This window comes from Aurantiacibacter zhengii, assembly GCF_003584125.1.
Taxonomy (GTDB): Bacteria; Pseudomonadota; Alphaproteobacteria; order Sphingomonadales; family Sphingomonadaceae; genus Alteraurantiacibacter; species Alteraurantiacibacter zhengii.
This window is the reverse complement of the sequence record NZ_QXFL01000002.1, coordinates 459,106-476,402: the sequence shown is the minus strand read 5'-3', so window position 1 is coordinate 476,402 and position 17,297 is coordinate 459,106. Positions and strand designations below refer to the sequence as shown.

Genomic DNA, 17,297 nt, shown 5'->3' with positions numbered 1-17,297 from the left:
CCCCTTCCATCCCGCGCCCTAGCGCGTTATTCCCCGAATCCATCGGACACATAGCCCGTGCTGCATCCCCCTCGTGGGATGACCGGGTCGCGCTATCGCGCGGCCTGAGGCGGGGAAGAAGTGTCCGGTGCAGGGAATTCTTATTGAGGGACGGGCCAAGTGGCGCAGCGGCCGGCAGGATACAGGGGACAGGGCTTTTCGCTTCGCGGCGAAAAGGATCGTTTCGTGCTGCCTCCCTTGTTTCGCAAGGTTTTTGCCGAACTGGGCGATGAAGGCGTGCTGTGCGTCGCCAAGCATCACAAGTATCCCTGCCTGACCGCATTCGGCCCCAGCCGCACCGAGAATTTCGAGGATATCCTCGACAAGGAAGAGGAAAACGCGGTGCGCCGCGACCTCGATTTCGACCGCGACCTGCGCTCCACACAGATGTGGACCTTTACAGAGGTGCCTTTCGACAAGAGCGGCCGCTTCATCCTGCCGCCGCGCTTCTGCAAGGTCGGCGGGATCGGCGACAACATCTGTTTCCTGGGCGGTGGCCAGTTCCTGACGATGTGGGACCTCGACCGGCTGGGCGAGATGGGCGGCGGCTGGGAAGACCAGTACGAGCTGTGCCTTGCCGAGGCCGAGGATGCCCGCGCCAAGGCGGAGGGGCGCAGGAAATGACCGCGCCCGCTCCGCACGTCCCCGTCCTGCTGGACGAAGTGATCGAGGCTCTCGCCCCCAAGCCCGGCGATGTGATCATCGACGCGACATTCGGTGCCGGCGGCTATACCCGCGCGATCCTGCAGCGCGGGGCGACCGTGCACGCCTTCGACCGCGATCCCGACGCGATCGAGGCCGGCAGCAAGTGGGACGAAACCCGCGAGGATCCGCCCCGCCTGGTGCTGCACCAGCGCCGCTTTTCCGAGATGGTGGCAGCGATGGCCGAAGTCGGCATCGACCGTGTCGATGGCATCGCCATGGATATCGGCGTTTCCTCGATGCAGCTGGACCAGCCGGAGCGCGGTTTTGCCTTTTCCAGCAACGGCCCGCTGGACATGACCATGAGCCAGAGCCGCCCCAATGCCGCCGACTTTGTGAACGAGGCGGAGGAGGCGGACATTGCCGACGTGATCTACCGGTATGGCGAGGAGCGCCAGTCGCGTCGTGTTGCCCGTGCCATCGTCGCCGCGCGTCCGCTCGCCACTACCGGCGAACTCGCCGCTGTCGTGCGCAAGGCGCTGGGCCACCGTCCCGGCGACAAGAAGGATCCTGCCACCCGCACCTTCCAGGCCATCCGCATCCACGTGAACAGGGAACTGGACGAACTGGAACAGGGTCTTGCCGCAGCCGAACAACTGCTCGGCGAGGGCGGACGACTGGCCGTCGTCAGCTTCCATTCGCTGGAAGACCGGATGGTGAAGAAATTTCTGCGTGATGCCGCAAATGCGAACCCCCGCGGTTCACGCTACCTGCCCGAAGCGCAAGATCATACCCCCGCGCGCTTCGGGCATTTGTCCAAGGCGATCCGCCCTTCGCAGGCAGAGATCGACCGCAACCCCAGGGCGCGCTCGTCCACGCTGCGCGCCGCAATTCGTACCGAAGCACCTGCCCGAAAGGACGTCGCATGACTCCCCAACGCCGCATCCGCCGCATCGGCTGGCTCGCCGCGCTCGGCACCTGCATCGTGCTTTACGCGTTGCTGCACGTGAAGGTGAATGCCGTTCACGCCGAAGTGGTGCAGGCCGAACGCCAGATCGTTCGCCTTGAAAACCAGAACATGCTGCTGGAAACCGAATTCCTGACCCGGTCCAGCCAGGTCCAGCTGGCCGCCTGGAACCGGATCGATTTCGGTTTCGAGGCGCCGCGCGCGGAGCAGTTCATCGATGGCCCCATGCAGCTCGCCAGCTTCGGCAGCCCGCGCACCGCCGATGCCCCCGCACCGATCCGGCTTGCAGGCATGACCTCGGGCGAGGATATCGCGGAATTTCCCAAGCTGGTCTCGCCGCTGACCGGTAAGCCGGTGGACGAGCGCGTGCTGGCAGGCGACGAACCCTCCGGCGGACACCTGGCTGTGGCCATTGCCCCCGGCCCGCTGCGTGTGCCCATCGCCGGGGCGGCAGACGTCGCCCGGGGTGCCAGCTTCGCCATCGCGGGGAACGCCGCTCCGTGACCGCGTACGCAGCCCCGCACACGATCATTACTGGCCAGGCGGGGCGCGTCGATCATCGTCGCCGCGCCCTGCTGGTTGCGCGTTTGCGTCTGCTGCTGATCGCGCTGGCCTTCGTGCTCGTGGCGGCGGCTGCACTGGTGCGGATCACGTGGATCGGCACGGTAGAGCCTGGTCCCACGCAGCGTTCGATGGCCGATGCCCTGCTGCCCCCGCGTGGAGAGATCACGGACCGCAATGGCGTGCCGCTTGCCCGCGCATTTCCCGCCTATGCGCTGTGGTTCAACCCAGCCGCGATGAACGAAGGCGGCGATGGTGGTCCGCCGCTGGTGAAATCGCCCGAAGAAGTGGCCCGCGAACTCAAGGCCATCTTCCCGGATCTCGATCAGCACGAACTGACCCAGCAACTGCGTTCGGGCCGCGCCGGATACCTGCGCCGCCGCGTGCTGCCGGAAGATGCCAACCGCGTGATCGCCATTGGGGAGCTGGCGCTGGAATTGCCGCGAGAAACCGATCGCCACTATCCGCAAGGTTCGCTGGCCGCGCACGTGCTGGGCTATGTCGCGGCAGATGGTCATGGCCGCGTTGGCATGGAATCGGTGCTGGACGAGCAGCTGATGGACCCCGCACGCCGCGCGGAGCCGGTGGCTCTTTCCATCGATACCCGCGTGCAGGGCGCACTGGAAGACGAACTGCGCAGCGGCATGCTGGCGGTGGACGCCGTGGGCGCGGCAGGCATCGTGCTGGACGTTGACAGCGGCGAAGTGCTGGCGCTGGCCAGCCTGCCCGAATTCGATCCCAATGACGTTAAATCGTCAGATGTAAAGGTGACGCAGGAACAATACGACCGGGGCATAACTGCGCCCGCGTTCAACCGCGTGACCAACCAGGTCTACGAACTGGGCAGCACGTTCAAGCCGCTGACCGTGGCCGCCGCCATCGATAGTGGCTCCATCACCGATCTCTCGCGCCGTTACGGTGCGACCCCTTACCAGGTGCAGCGCCGGACCATCCGCGATTCGCACCCGCTCGGCGCGACGCTGAACACGCCCGAGATGCTGATCCACTCCTCCAACATCGTGACCGGCCATATCGTCGACGAGATGGGCGCGGCTACGCTGCGCAAGTACATGGTGGACCTCGGCATGAACGAGCGGCCCTATATCGAGCTGCCCGCCCGTGGTTTTCCGATCTGGCAATCGGGGGAGTGGGCGCCGATCCGCGGCATCACCGTGGGTTATGGCCACGGCATCGCGGTGACGCCGCTGCACCTCGCCTCTGCCTATGCAGCGATGGTGAACGGCGGCATCTGGCGCCCCGCCACGCTCCACCGCATTGCGCCAGGGCAGGCCCCGCGCGGGCGCCGCGTATTCAAGGCCAGCACCAGCGCGCGCATGAACCAGTTGCTGCGCATGATCGCAGTCTATGGCACGGGCCGGAACGCCAATGCGCCGGGTTTCCGCGTGGGCGGGAAGACCGGCAGCGCGGAAAAGCCGGGCGCGGGCGGCTATCGCACGACCTCGCTCGTTTCCACCTTTGCCGCAGCTTTCCCGATGGATAGCCCGCGTTATGTGGTCATCGTGATGCTGGACGAGCCGAAGGGCACTGTCGCCAGCTCCTACCAGCGCACGGCCGCCTGGAACGCTGCGCCCATCGTGGGCCGCCTCGTCCCGCGGATCGGCCCGCAACTGGGCGTACTGCCCGATGCCGACCGCGATATCGACCTGACCGACCTTCGCCCGCTTGTAGGGGACGTGGACTGATGCGCCTTTCCGAAATTGCCAGCCAGCTTGGCATCGATGCCGGAGGGGCAGGTGAAACCACTGTCACCGGCTTCGCCATAGACCATCGCAAGGTTGCGCCCGGCAATGTCTTCGGCGCGTTCCAGGGCTCTGCGGTGAACGGGGAGGATTACATTGTCGCCGCAATCGCCGGCGGTGCGGTCGCCGTGGTGGCCCGGCCCGAAGCGACAGTGGAGGGCGCGCTGCACCTGGCGGACGAAAATCCGCGCCGCGCCTTCGCCCGCGCCGCCGCGCTCTATTTCCGGCCAACGCCTTCCACCGTGGTCGCGGTAACCGGAACCAACGGCAAGACGTCCTGCGTGGAAATGACGCGCCAGATCTGGCGCATGTGCGGGGAGCGCGCCGCCAGTATCGGCACATTGGGCGTGACCACCCCAGACGAAAGCGTGTCGACAGGGCTGACCACACCCGACATCGTCACGTTTCTCTCCAACATGACCGGGCTTGCCCGCGAAGGCGTGACGCACGTGGCCTACGAGGCATCGAGCCACGGTCTTTCGCAATACCGCAACGAGGGGCTGCCGGTTCACGCCGGGGCGTTCACCAATCTCAGCCGCGATCACCTTGATTACCACAAGGACATGGAGGACTATTTCGCGGCCAAGATGCGCCTGTTTTCCGAAGTCGTCGATGACGGAGGTACGGCAGTCGTCTGGGCCGATGACGAATGGTCGCAGCGCGTTATCGACCTCGCGAAAGAGCGCGGCCTGCGTACCTTTACGGTTGGTGAAAAAGGTAAAGATATTAACCTAATCGCCCGCACGCCCAGCCCGCTGGGTCAGGAACTGAAATTCGTCCACGCCGGCCGTGCCCATGCCATCCGCCTGCCGCTGATCGGTGCCTACCAGGTCGCCAATGCGCTGGTTTCTGCCGGGCTGGTTCTCGCCACGGGAACCGCGCCGGCGCAGGTGTTCGACGCGGTCTCTCGCCTCCAGCCTGTTCGTGGCCGACTTGAGCGGGCAGTGATTTCTGCGCGCGGCGCGCCGGTTTATGTGGATTACGCCCACACGCCGGATGCCCTTGCCGCCGCGATTGCTGCATTGCGCCCACACGTGAACGGTCGCCTCATCACAGTGTTCGGCGCGGGCGGGGACCGCGACACCGGCAAGCGCGCGCCGATGGGTGAGGCCGCTGCGGCGGGCAGCGAGCTGGTGATCGTCACCGACGATAATCCGCGCGGCGAAGATGCCGCGAGCATCCGCGAACAGGTGATGCAGGGCGCAGGCAATGCAGCACGAAACATCGGCGGGCGGCGCGATGCCATCGCCGCTGCCATCGAAGAGGCCGGCAAGGACGATATCGTGCTGGTCGCGGGCAAGGGACACGAACAGGGACAGATCGTGGGATCGGGAGAAAACATGCGGGTATTGCCCTTCGACGACGTGACGGTCGCACGCGAGTGCGCGGCGCAGATGGCCAAGGGCAGCGCACGATGAGCGCCGCGCTCGCTCCGCTGCGATGGCCGCGTCCCCAGTCCGACACGGCGCGCCTTGCGCTGTGGACTTCTGCCGAGATCGCTGCCGCTACTGGCGGGACCGCTTATGGTGAATTTCAGGTTAGCGGCGTCGAGATGGACAGCCGCGACGTGCGCGGCGGAGACCTGTTCGTCGCGCTGAAGGGGGAGGCCATGGACGGCCATCGCTTCCTCGATGCAGCTTTCGCAAACGGCGCCGCAGCCGCGCTGGTCGACCGCGAAGTGGACTATCCGCACGTGCGCGTCGCAGACACGGGGAAGGCCCTGGAAGCCTTGGCCGGGGCTGCGCGTGACAGGGCCGCCGCAAAGATCGTCGGCGTTACCGGCTCTGTCGGCAAGACCGGCGTGAAGGAAGCGATCTTTACCGCGCTGGAACGCACCAGCCGCGGTGCTGCCCATCGCTCCGTGCGCAGCTACAACAACCACGTCGGCGTACCGCTCAGCCTGTCGCGCATGCCGCCGCGCACGCGTTATGGCGTGTTCGAGATGGGTATGAACCACGCAGGCGAGATTTCCGGACTGACCGCGCAGGTTCGCCCGCACGTGGCCGTCATCACCACGATCGCACCCGCACATATAGAGAACCTGGGTTCGATGGAGGGGATCGCCGCCGCCAAGTCGGAAATCTTCGAAGGGCTGCAAAAGGGCGGCACGGCGGTAATCCCCGCCGATGTCGAACAGTTCGAACAGCTTCGTGCCGCGGCAAAGGCCAAGGGCGTGAAGATCATCGCTTTCGGACGCAGCGCCCACGCCGACCTGCGCCTGCTCGATGCCGTTCCCGATGGTTCTGGCGGTTCGCTGGTCACGGCGGCGATGAACGACATGCGCCTGTGTTTCACCGTGGCGGAACCGGGCGAACACTGGATCGACAACGCGCTGTGCGTGATGGCAGCGGTGTACGCGGCAGGCGGAGACCTGGGCTCGGCTGGCCTTGCGCTGGCCGAGATGGGCGGCCTGAAAGGTCGCGGCGCAAGGGTGCGCGCAAAGGTTCCGGGCGGCCATGCCCTGCTGATCGACGAGAGCTACAACGCCAATCCCGCATCCATGCGCGCCACGCTGGCACAGCTTGGCCAGACACCCGCAACCCGCCGGGTGGTGGTGCTGGGGAGCATGAAAGAACTGGGTGATTTCGCACCTGCTTTCCACGCGCAACTGCTCGAACCTATCGTGGAAGCCGGTGTAGATCACGCGGTGCTGGTGGGGGACGAGATGCTGTCCCTCGCGCGGGAAATGGGGAAAGACGCTGCCAATACGCTTGGCAAGGGCGTAACCTTTGCCCATTGCGATAACGCGGGCGAGGCTATCGCTGCCTTGCAGGAATTCGGATTGGCTGGCGGGGACGCCGTGCTGGTGAAGGGCTCCAACTCGGTAGGGCTGGCCCGCGTCGTGGACCATTTCACAGCCAGGGAAGGCTGACGCGCGTACCCATGCTCTATTTTCTTGCAGAGATGCTGGACTTCGAGGGGATCTTCAACCTCGTCCGCTATCAGACCTTCCGGGCTGGCGCGGCCATGATGACGGCACTCTTTATCGGACTGCTTATCGGTCCGAAGTTCATCAACATGCTGCGCGTACGCCAGGGCAAGGGTCAGCCGATCCGCGCCGATGGGCCGGAATCGCACCAGAAGAAAGTCGGCACGCCCACAATGGGCGGGCTGATGATCCTTACTGCGCTGGCGATCTCGATGCTGCTGTGGATGGACCTTTCGAACCCGTTCCTGTGGGCCTGCCTGGCGGTAACGCTGGGTTTTGGTGCGATCGGCTTCCTCGATGATTACGACAAGGTGTCCAAGCGCAGTCACAAGGGCGTGCCCGGCAAGGTTCGCCTGCTGGCCGAATTCATCGTTGCAGGCATCGCCACTTGGATCATCGTGCAGGAAGTCGGTTCCACCGCGCTCTACCTGCCGTTCGTTTCCGATACCGGGCTCGAGCTTGGCTGGTTCTTCTACCCCTTCGCCGCCACGGTGATCGTGGGCGCGGGCAACGCGGTGAACCTGACGGACGGTCTGGATGGGCTTGCCACCATGCCGGTAGTGATCGCGGCAGGCGCTTTCGCGCTGATCTGTTATCTGGTGGGCCGCGCCGACTTCTCCGGCTATCTCGGCATCCCGCACGTGCTGTCCGCAGGCGAACTGGCGATCATGTGTACCGCCATCATGGGGGCGGGCCTGGCTTTCCTGTGGTACAATGCGCCGCCCGCCGCGGTGTTCATGGGCGATACCGGCTCGCTGGCCCTGGGCGGCGCGCTGGGCGCCATTGCCGTTGCCAGCCACCACGAGATCGTGCTCGCCATCATCGGCGGGCTGTTCGTGTTGGAAGCGGTGTCCGTGATCGTGCAGGTCTTCTGGTTCAAGCGCACCGGCCGGCGGGTATTCCGCATGGCTCCCATCCACCATCATTTCGAACAGCTCGGCTGGAGCGAGAGCAAGGTGGTGATCCGCTTCTGGATCATCGCTCTGGTGCTTGCCACCATCGGGCTCGCCACGTTGAAGCTCAGGTGATCACGGCCAAGGTCTTTTCCGGCAAGAGTTACTGCGTGCTCGGGCTCGCGAGGTCCGGGATGGCCACGGTCGAAACGCTGCTGGCCAGCGGAGCGCGCGTGACCGCCTGGGACCGGCGCGAGGAACCGCGCGAGGCGCTGGCCGGTCGCTGCGACATCGGCGATCCGCTCGAGATCGACCTCACGGGGTTCGACGGGATCGTGGTCTCGCCCGGTGTGCCGCTTAACACGCACCCGATTGCAGAGCGCGCACGCGCGGCGGGCGTGCCAATCATCGGCGACATCGAACTGTTCGCGCTCGCCCGGGCCGAACTTCCCGCCCACCGCGTGGTGGGAATAACCGGGACGAACGGCAAGTCGACCACCACCGCCCTTGTGCATCATCTGCTGCGAGAGGCTGACGTACCTGCCCTCCTGGGCGGCAATATCGGCCTGCCCGTGCTGGGTCGCGATCCTGTGGCAGAGGGCGGCGTCTACGTATTCGAGCTTTCGAGCTACCAGATCGACCTGACGCGCTCGCTGGCGTGCGAAGTGGCGGCGCTCATCAACATCACGCCCGATCATCTCGACCGGTATGATGACTTTGCCGCCTATGCCTTTGCCAAGGGGCGGCTGTTCACGATGCAGGGCGCGGGGCAATTCGCCGTGTTCGGATGCGCCGATGCGCCCACCAGCGCCATCCAGCAGGCCGAGGCTGCCCGCCGTCCCGATGGGCGTGCCATGTGCGTGGATGCCTGGGCGTGGGAGCCGTTTCAGAAAGACTGGCCCAGCCTGCAAGGTCCCCACAACCTCCAGAACGCCGCGATCGCCGCCGCCCTGACCCAGCAACTTGGTCTGTCGCGTGACCAGGTGCTGGCCGGCCTCGCCAGTTTTGCCGGATTGCCGCACCGGATGGAGCGCATGGGCAGTGCGGGCGGCGTGTTGTTCATCAACGATTCCAAGGCGACCAATCCCGCCTCCACCGCGCCAGCGCTGGCTGCCTATCCGCGCGAAGCCGGGCGGCCGCGCGTCCACTGGATCTGCGGCGGGCTGGCCAAGGAAGACAACCTCAACGACTGCGCACCGCATTTCGGCAATGTCGCCTGCGCCTATACGATCGGCGAGGCCGGCCCGATGTTTGCCGACCTGCTGGCGCCGCACATGCCGGTGGAGCGGTGCGAACTGCTGGCGGAGGCGGTGTCGCGCAGCATTGCCGCGGCGACGCAGGGCGACGTGATCCTGTTCAGCCCAGCCTGCGCCAGTTTCGACCAGTTCCGAGATTACGAAGCGCGCGGCGACAGTTTCCGCGAACTGGCTGCCAGTATCGGCTGCGATGCGACGCCCGTTGAATGCGGCTTCGATTCAAGGTCTGCGGCATGAGCGCGCAGCCCATCTATATTCCGCGCGGCGGCAACCGCAGCGAAAAGCTCAGCCCCCGCATGCCGAGGGACCGCAAGCGCGAATTGCGCATCTGGTGGCGCGAGATCGACCGCTGGCTGCTGGGCTTCGTGCTGCTGCTGATGGCCGTGGGCACGCTGGCCGTGGCGGCGGCATCGCCGGCCAGCGCGCATCGCCTGTCCACCGCCGAGGAAACCCTTCCCGATCTCTACTTCTTCTGGGCCCACGTGCGCTGGCAGATACTGGGGCTGATGGTGCTGGTAGGAACGTCGCTGGTGCCGCGCGAAATGCTGAGGCAGGGCACGATCCTGATGGCAGGGGCCATGCTGCTGCTGCTGTTCCTGGTGCCTTTCGTGGGGTACGAAGTGAACGGCGCAAAGCGCTGGATTCGCTTTGGTATCGGTGTGCAGCCCAGCGAGTTCCTGAAACCCGCCTTCGCCATCACCTTCGCCTGGATACTGTCTTGGCAGCTGCGCGATCCCAAGCTGCCCGTTATCGGCATATCGGGCGCGCTGGTCGGCCTGATAGTGGCGCTGCTGATGATGCAGCCGAACCTTGGCGCAGCCATCCTTTTTGCGGGCGCATGGCTGGTCATGGTCATGGTGGCGGGCCTGCCCCTGCAGCGTATCGGCATGCTGGCGGGCGGAGGCATTGCGTCCCTGCTGCTGGCCTATCTCACCTACGACAACGCCCGCAACCGCATCGATTCCTTCTTTGGCGGGCCCGCTGCCTACGACCACGTGGACCTTGCCAACCGCACGCTGACCGGTGGCGGATGGACCGGCAGCGGCTTCTGGCTGGGCGAGAACAAGATGCGCCTGCCCGAAGCGCACACCGACTATATCTTCTCCGTTATCGGAGAGGAGCTGGGCCTGATCGTGTGCGCCATCATCGTGGTCCTCTACCTCGCCATCATCCTGCGGGTGCTGATCCGGCTGGTGGACGAAGATCGGCTGTTCATCATCCTGGCTGCCAGCGGGCTGATCGCGCTCTTCGGCGGGCAGGCGTTCATCAATATTCTCGTCAACCTGCAGCTTTTCCCCAGCAAGGGCATGACCCTGCCCTTGGTGAGCTACGGCGGATCGTCGACAATAGCCCAGTGTTTCACGATTGGACTGCTGCTGGCGGTAACGCGGCGCAACCCGTTCCTGGTGCGGGAACCTTTCGACATGCGTGACGCATTGGAGAAGGAGGACGACAGATGACCAGCTCTTCGCGCCATTTCGTTCTGGCGGCAGGCGGCACCGGCGGCCACCTGACGCCTGCGTTCGCGCTTGCACATGAACTGGAGCGGCGCGGCCATCATGTTGCGCTGATCACGGACGAGCGCGGCAAGGCCATTCCCGGCAAGCCCGATTTCCTGACTGCGCACGTTCTGCCCGCTGGTCGTTTCGGCAAGAACCCGCTGCGCTGGCCCGCCGCGATCAAGGCGGTGATGGACGGCCGCGCCATGTCGCAGCGGCTATACGAAACGTTCCAGCCCACCGCGGTGGTGGGCTTTGGCGGTTACCCCGCGCTGCCGGCCTTGCTTGGCGCGCAGGGCGCCGACATTCCCACCGTGATCCACGAACAGAACGCCGTACTGGGCCGGGTCAACCGCCTGATGGCCGGGCGGGTGGATGCTATCGCGCTGGCCTATCCCGACGTGGATCGGCTGAAGCCGAAGTACGAGAAGAAGTCGCACCTCGTCGGCAATCCTGTGCGTCCCGCCGTGCTGGCCCTGCGTGACGAGGAGTTTCCCCCGTTCACCGAAGATGGCATTTTCCGCGTTCTGGTGACCGGCGGCAGTCAGGGCGCACGGGTGCTGTCCGAAGTGGTCCCCGATGGCCTGTCCATGCTGCCGCCTGCCCTGCGCAACCGCTTGCAGGTCACCCAGCAGTGCCGCCCCGAAGACCTCGACGCTGTCCGCGCGCGGTATGCGAAGCACGACATTCCGGCGGCCCTCGGCACCTATTTCGAGGACATGTCCGCGCGCCTTGCCGACGCGCATCTGTTCATCGGGCGCGCTGGTGCTTCCACGATTGCCGAGCTGACCGCGGTCGGTCGCCCGGCCATCCTGGTGCCGTTGCCTATCGCGACGGACGATCACCAGGCGGCAAACACCCGCGAGGTGGTGAAAGCGGGCGGCGCGCGGTCCATCCGCCAGGCGGGATTTACGGCCAAGGAACTGGCCAAGCAGATCAACGCCATGGCCCATCGTCCCGAAACGCTGGCGAACGCAGCGCACGCCGCGTGGAATTGCGGCAGGCCCGATGCCGCCAGCGATCTTGCCGACCTTGTAGAAAGCTTCGGCGGGGCAGACATGATGGACGTGATCCGCGTGGGCGAGAACAATGCGCGCGGCGCCTCGCAGGAAGCCGCCACCAACGGCGCCACGCGGGATAGCGCGCAATGAAAGGCGTCGGCACCGATATCGGCACGATCCACTTCGTCGGCATCGGCGGGATCGGCATGTCCGGCATCGCCGAGGTCATGGCGAACCTTGGCTACACCGTGCAGGGCTCCGACCTTGCCGAAAGCGCGCGGGTGAAGGCGCTGCGGGATGGCGGGATCGAGGTTTTTATCGGTCACGATGCGACCAACATCGGTGACGCTGCCGTGGTGGTTACGTCCACTGCGGTAAAGCGCACCAATCCCGAAGTCGCGGCCGCGCTGGAAAAACGCATTCCGGTGGTGCGCCGCGCCGAGATGCTGGCCGAACTGATGCGTCTGAAAAAGACCGTGGCGGTAGCGGGCACGCACGGCAAGACGACCACCACCAGCATGGTTGCAGCGCTGCTGGATGCAGGTGGTGTCGATCCCACCGTCATCAACGGCGGCATCATCGAAAGCTACGGTTCCAACGCGCGGCTGGGCGACAGCGAATGGATGGTGGTGGAGGCCGATGAGAGCGACGGCAGTTTTCTGCGCCTTGATGGCACCATCGCCGTAGTCACCAATATCGATCCTGAACACCTCGACCACTACGGCAGTTTCGATGCGGTGAAGGATGCCTTCGTCCAGTTCATCGAAAACGTGCCGTTCTACGGCGCGGCGGTGCTGTGCCTCGACCATGACGAGGTGCGCAACGTGATTGCCAAGGTGCGCGATCGGAGGGTTATAACCTACGGCTTTAGCCCGCACGCCGACGTGCGCGCAGAAAATGTCGAGCCGGTGGGCGGTTCCACGCGGTTCGATGCGGTGCAGACGGACCGCGATGGCAACGAAACGCGGATCGAGAGTATCGAACTGCCGATGCCGGGCCGTCACAACGTGCAGAACGCCTGCGCCGCGATTGCCGTGGCACTGGAAATGGGCTGCACGCCGGATGCCATCCGGGCAGGTTTCTCGCGCTTTGGCGGGGTTCGTCGGCGGTTCAGCCATGTCGGCACGATTAATCCCGATGTGCGGGTCATCGACGATTATGCCCACCATCCCGTTGAAATTCGCGCTGTCCTGTCCGCTGCGCGCGACGCGGCGAGTGGACGGGTGGTCGCCGTGGTGCAGCCGCACCGCTATACGCGCCTGCGTGACCTGCTGGAGGATTTCCAGGGCGCGTTCGGGGATGCAGACCTCGTCTACGCCGCCCCGGTCTATTCCGCCGGGGAAGATCCGATCGCCGGGGTGGACGAACACGCGCTGGTATCCGGGCTGAAGGCACGCGGCCATCGCCACGCGCAGGCCGTCGAAGGATACGACGAACTCGCGCGGCAGCTGGCGGGTGAGCTTCAGGCCGGCGACCTGCTGGTCTGCATGGGCGCGGGCGATATCACCAGGTGGGCGGCAGGGCTTGCCGACGATGTAAACCGAATTCGCGCCACGGAGGGCGCATGACGAACATGATGCAACCGGGCGAACAGATGCACAGCACGGAAGCGCCGGGTGCCGACGAGGCTCCCGGACCCGACGGCATCGTGCCCACCCGCGTGAAGGGCGACCTCAAACGCGACGCGCCGCTTGCCAAGCTGGTCTGGTTCAAGAGCGGCGGCACGGCGGACTGGCTGTTCGAGCCCGCCGACCTCGATGACCTCGTGAATTTCCTCGGCAAGCTGGAGCCACAGACGCCGGTGATGGCGCTGGGCCTGGGCTCCAACCTGATCATCCGCGATGGCGGGGTGCCGGGTGTGGTGGTGCGGCTGGGCAAGCCGTTTTCCAGCGTGGAGGTGAAGCGCGAGTGCGTGGTGGAATGTGGCGGCGGTGCGCCGGGCATCCTCGTCGCCTCCACCGCACGCGATGCTGGCATTGCGGGCCTTGAGTTCCTGCGCGGCATTCCCGGCACCGTGGGCGGCTTCGTGCGCATGAACGGCGGGGCCTACGGGCGCGAGGTGGCCGATATCCTGGTCGATTGCGACGTGGTGCTGCCGGGCGGCGATCTCGTCACCCTGCCGGTGCAGGATCTGGAATATTCCTACCGCCACTCGCGCCTGCCCGATGGCGCCATCGTGGTTGCCGCGCGGTTCAAGGGCGTACCGGGCGATCCGGAGGAAATCGGCGCGGAGATGGACCGCATCGCGGACGAGCGCGAGAACTCGCAGCCGCTGCGCACGAAGACCGGCGGCTCCACCTTCAAGAACCCCCAAGGTACCAGTGCCTGGAAACTGGTGGACGAGGCGGGCTGCCGAGGGCTGACCGTGGGCGGGGCTCAGGTCAGCGAGAAGCACACCAATTTCCTCATCAACACCGGTGAGGCCACCAGCGCCGATATCGAGGGGCTGGGCGAGGAGGTGCGCCGCCGCGTGGCCGAGAAGACCGGCGTGACGCTGGAATGGGAAATCAAGCGGGTGGGACGACCATGACCCTACCTGCCGATCTTCATGTGCTCGTCTTGATGGGCGGCTGGGCGAACGAGCGCGATGTGTCGCTGATGTCCGGCAAGGGCGTGGCCGATGCGCTGGAAGGCAGGGGTCACCGCGTCACCCGCCTCGACATGGGCCGCGATGTTGCCGTGAAAATTGCCGAAGCGACTCCGGACGTGGTTTTCAATGCGCTTCACGGTGCGCCCGGTGAAGACGGGACAGTACAGGGCATGCTCGACCTTATGGGCATTCCCTATACCCATGCAGGCCTCGCTACCTCCGTCATCGCAATCGACAAGGAACTGACCAAGCACGCGCTTGTGCCGCACGGCATTCCCATGCCCGGCGGGCGTGTTGTGCGTTCGGAGGAACTTTACGAGGGCGATCCCATCGCCCGGCCTTACGTGCTGAAGCCCGTCAACGAAGGCTCTTCCGTGGGCGTTGCCATCGTTACAGACGACAGCAACTGCGGCAATCCCATCAGCCGCGATGCGAAGGGGCCGTGGCAGGATTTCCGTTCTCTGCTGGCGGAACCGTTCATTCGTGGGCGCGAACTCACCACTGCCGTGATCGACACGCCCACCGGCACGCGGGCGCTCGGAGTGACCGAACTGATCGTCGCCAGCGGCTTCTACGATTACGAGAACAAGTACACCGAGGGCCGCACCGAACATATTTTTCCCGCGCAGTTGCCGCCGGAGATCGAGCGATTGTGCCTCGAATACGCCATGCAGGCCCATCGGCGTCTGGGATGCAGGGGTGTTTCCCGCTCGGATTTTCGCTGGGATGATGAACGCGGCGAGGACGGGCTCTTCCTGCTGGAGACCAACACCCAGCCGGGCATGACGCCGCTCAGCCTGGTGCCCGAGCAGGCGCGCTATTGCGGCATCGAATATCCCGAGCTGTGCGAGATGATCGTGGAGGATGCGCTGCGGCGCGCCGGAAGGCTGTCCGATGGCGCGGACTAATTCCCGCAACACCAGGGGCGTGCGCAGGCAGGCCCGCGCCCAGGGCACCAGCCGCAAGGTGAATTCCGCGCGGCGCAAGGGACAATCGATCCTCGGGCGCGTGCTGGGCATGCTGCCTTTCACCGAAGAACAGTTGCAAAAGGCCTTTACCGTTCTGATCCTGGGCGGTGCGCTGGTGGGCCTCGCATGGCTGGCGCAAATCTCCGGTGCGACGGCTCTGGCCTCCGACCGTTTCGCCCACGTCGCCAGCAATGCGGGTTACAAACTGCGCGCGGTTAACGTGCGCGGTACCGAGCGTATGAACGAGATGCTGGTGCACGAGCGTGCTTTCGGCCAGCGCGATCTCGCCATGACTCGTGTCGATACCGATGGCCTGCGCGCCGAACTGCTCGAACTGCCATGGGTTGAGGATGCCCGCGTCTCGCGCCAGTTGCCCGACATGCTTAAGGTCGACATCGTGGAGCGCCAGCCCCACGCAGTGCTGCGCCGCGCGGACCGGCTGATGCTGATCGACCCCACGGGCGTCGAACTGGAACCGATATCCCGCGCCGATGCGGCAGATTACATGCTGATCGAAGGTCCGGCCGCGCAGGGGCAGGTCGAAGCGCTGGAAGTGCTGCTGGATGCGGCCCCCGCGCTGAAGGAAAAGGTGAAGGGCGCCGAATGGGTCGGCAACCGGCGCTGGAACCTCACCTTCGAAACCGGCCAGCGCCTTGCCTTGCCGCAGGGGGAAGACCGCTCTGCGGCCGCGCTTATCAGCTTTGCCCAGGCCGACGGCGTCCATCGCCTGATCGGCGGGGAAGTTGCCAGTTTCGACATGCGCAACCCGCCGCGCATGTACATGCACGTGCCGGGTCGCTCGCAGCGTCAGGAATTGTCGATGCAGGCGAAGGCAGAAGAGGAAGAAACCTGATGTCGGCCAGTCAGAGAATTGCACGCGTTGTCGGCGCGGTAAATGTCGGCTCCTTCAGAATATCCGCGATGATCGCGGCGATCACCGAAGATGGCGACATGCAGGTGCTGGGCAGCGGCCACCGCGCCAGCCAGGGTATCAAGCGCGGTTATGTCGTGGACATGGCCGCCGCAACCTATGCCGTGCGTGACGCGCTGGAGCGGGCCGAGAAACTGGCCGGCACCAGCGTCGATTCCGTCTGGATCGGATGTTCGGGCGCGGGACTCGCCAGCGAAATTCGCCCGATCGAGATCGGCATCGGCGGCAGGCGCGTGGAGGAAGAGGATATCGAGGCGCTGCTGGTTTCCGCGCGAGAGGCGCTGGAACCCGATGGCCGCACGGTGCTTCACGCGCAGCCCGCGTGCTATTTCCTCGACGGAGCGCATGGTGTTTCAAATCCCAAAGGTCTCCATGCGGAGCGACTGGGCGTGGACGTTCACGTCATGCTGGCCGACGGCGCACCCGTGCGCAACGTGACCGAGGCGGTGCAGAATGCCCACCTCGACGTGGAGGGCGTGGTCGCATCGCCGCTGGCGACGGGCTATGCCTGCCTCACCGCGGAAGAGCGCGACCTTGGCGTGGCGATGGTGGAGCTCGGCGGCGAAGTCACCAATGTCTCTGTCTATGCGGGCGGCATGCTGGTGGGGCTGACCGCGATCCCGCGCGGCAGCGCCGACATCACCGATGCCATTGCCTCTGCCTTTTCCATCCGCCGCTTCCAGGCCGAACGCCTGAAATGTGTCAGTGGTTCGGCCATCGCCAGCCCGACCGACCACCGCGAGATGATTGCGGTCGCCACCCCTGCCGAAGACGGCGCACGGCCCGTGGCGCGCGGCGGTGACGCCAGCGGCCAAGTGTCGCGATCCGACCTGATCGGGGTCATCACCGGCGAACTCGACATGCTGATGAGCGATGTCGGGAAGGCGCTCGATTCGATGGGTTTCACCGGCAGTGCGCCCGGTTCCAGCGCACGCCAGGTCGTCATCACCGGGGGCGGCGCGGAGCTTTCGGGGTTGGCGGACTATGCCCAGGGCGTGCTGGGGGTGCCCGTCCGCATCGGCAAGCCGGTGGCGCTGAAGGGCCTTCCGGAGGCTCACAGCGCGCCCGGTTTCGCTACGCTGGCTGGGCTGGTACTCTATGCAGCCGAAGACCCCGTGGATATCCGCGCCATCGGTTCGCGGTTTACCACGAGCAGCAGCTACGGCCCGCTCAACACCCTGATGCGCGCCTGGAGCGCGATGCGGGAGTATTTCTGAACCGCTTGCAAACTGTGGATAGTGCTGGCGACAGCATCCTTTAG

General features: G+C 65.5%; 15 protein-coding genes. All 15 read left to right on the top strand.

What is annotated here, in order from left to right; genetic code table 11:
• The first annotated feature begins 159 nt into the window (after positions 1–159).
• From D2V07_RS05905 to ftsA, 15 genes are read left to right on the top strand one after another with little or no spacing between them, the layout of a single operon-like run.
• On the top strand, positions 160–663 hold the full coding sequence (locus D2V07_RS05905; protein ID WP_119585674.1) for a division/cell wall cluster transcriptional repressor MraZ: 504 nt from the start codon (positions 160–162) through the stop codon (positions 661–663).
• Positions 660–1,610 (top strand): 16S rRNA (cytosine(1402)-N(4))-methyltransferase RsmH, encoded by a 951-nt coding sequence (gene rsmH / locus D2V07_RS05900; RefSeq protein ID WP_119585672.1) that lies wholly within the window; start codon positions 660–662, stop codon positions 1,608–1,610. Before D2V07_RS05905 ends, rsmH begins: the two co-directional genes overlap by 4 nt.
• Positions 1,607–2,152 carry a hypothetical protein gene (locus D2V07_RS05895; RefSeq protein ID WP_119585670.1) on the top strand — a complete coding sequence of 182 codons (546 nt, stop codon included), beginning with the start codon at positions 1,607–1,609 and terminating at the stop codon, positions 2,150–2,152. Before rsmH ends, D2V07_RS05895 begins: the two co-directional genes overlap by 4 nt.
• A complete protein-coding gene (locus D2V07_RS05890) occupies positions 2,149–3,912 on the top strand; it encodes a peptidoglycan D,D-transpeptidase FtsI family protein (protein WP_119585668.1) in 1,764 nt (587 codons plus the stop codon). Before D2V07_RS05895 ends, D2V07_RS05890 begins: the two co-directional genes overlap by 4 nt.
• Positions 3,912–5,387: a UDP-N-acetylmuramoyl-L-alanyl-D-glutamate--2,6-diaminopimelate ligase gene (locus tag D2V07_RS05885; RefSeq protein WP_119585666.1), complete on the top strand. Its 1,476-nt coding sequence runs from the start codon at positions 3,912–3,914 to the stop codon at positions 5,385–5,387. The genes D2V07_RS05890 and D2V07_RS05885 overlap by 1 nt, the downstream gene beginning before the upstream one ends.
• Positions 5,384–6,841: a UDP-N-acetylmuramoyl-tripeptide--D-alanyl-D-alanine ligase gene (locus D2V07_RS05880; protein ID WP_119586113.1), complete on the top strand. Its 1,458-nt coding sequence runs from the start codon at positions 5,384–5,386 to the stop codon at positions 6,839–6,841. The genes D2V07_RS05885 and D2V07_RS05880 overlap by 4 nt, the downstream gene beginning before the upstream one ends.
• An 11-nt stretch (positions 6,842–6,852) precedes the next feature.
• Positions 6,853–7,926, top strand: a complete 1,074-nt coding sequence (mraY, locus tag D2V07_RS05875) for a phospho-N-acetylmuramoyl-pentapeptide-transferase (protein ID WP_119585664.1) — start codon at positions 6,853–6,855, stop codon at positions 7,924–7,926.
• Entirely contained in the window at positions 7,923–9,284 is a 1,362-nt protein-coding gene (gene murD / locus D2V07_RS05870; protein ID WP_119585662.1) for a UDP-N-acetylmuramoyl-L-alanine--D-glutamate ligase, read from the top strand. Before mraY ends, murD begins: the two co-directional genes overlap by 4 nt.
• Positions 9,281–10,507, top strand: coding sequence for an FtsW/RodA/SpoVE family cell cycle protein (locus D2V07_RS05865; protein ID WP_199698734.1), 1,227 nt, complete (start codon positions 9,281–9,283; stop codon positions 10,505–10,507). Before murD ends, D2V07_RS05865 begins: the two co-directional genes overlap by 4 nt.
• Positions 10,504–11,697, top strand: a complete 1,194-nt coding sequence (gene murG / locus D2V07_RS05860; RefSeq protein ID WP_119585660.1) for an undecaprenyldiphospho-muramoylpentapeptide beta-N-acetylglucosaminyltransferase — start codon at positions 10,504–10,506, stop codon at positions 11,695–11,697. The genes D2V07_RS05865 and murG overlap by 4 nt, the downstream gene beginning before the upstream one ends.
• On the top strand, positions 11,694–13,115 hold the full coding sequence (gene murC, locus D2V07_RS05855) for a UDP-N-acetylmuramate--L-alanine ligase (RefSeq protein WP_119585658.1): 1,422 nt from the start codon (positions 11,694–11,696) through the stop codon (positions 13,113–13,115). The genes murG and murC overlap by 4 nt, the downstream gene beginning before the upstream one ends.
• On the top strand, positions 13,112–14,077 hold the full coding sequence (gene murB, locus D2V07_RS05850) for a UDP-N-acetylmuramate dehydrogenase (RefSeq protein WP_407641584.1): 966 nt from the start codon (positions 13,112–13,114) through the stop codon (positions 14,075–14,077). The genes murC and murB overlap by 4 nt, the downstream gene beginning before the upstream one ends.
• Complete coding sequence (locus D2V07_RS05845; protein ID WP_119585656.1) at positions 14,074–15,045, top strand: D-alanine--D-alanine ligase; 972 nt, start codon at positions 14,074–14,076, stop codon at positions 15,043–15,045. Before murB ends, D2V07_RS05845 begins: the two co-directional genes overlap by 4 nt.
• Positions 15,032–15,958 (top strand): cell division protein FtsQ/DivIB, encoded by a 927-nt coding sequence (locus D2V07_RS05840; protein ID WP_119586109.1) that lies wholly within the window; start codon positions 15,032–15,034, stop codon positions 15,956–15,958. The genes D2V07_RS05845 and D2V07_RS05840 overlap by 14 nt, the downstream gene beginning before the upstream one ends.
• On the top strand, positions 15,958–17,253 hold the full coding sequence (gene ftsA / locus D2V07_RS05835) for a cell division protein FtsA (protein ID WP_119585654.1): 1,296 nt from the start codon (positions 15,958–15,960) through the stop codon (positions 17,251–17,253). Before D2V07_RS05840 ends, ftsA begins: the two co-directional genes overlap by 1 nt.
• Positions 17,254–17,297 lie beyond the last annotated feature (44 nt).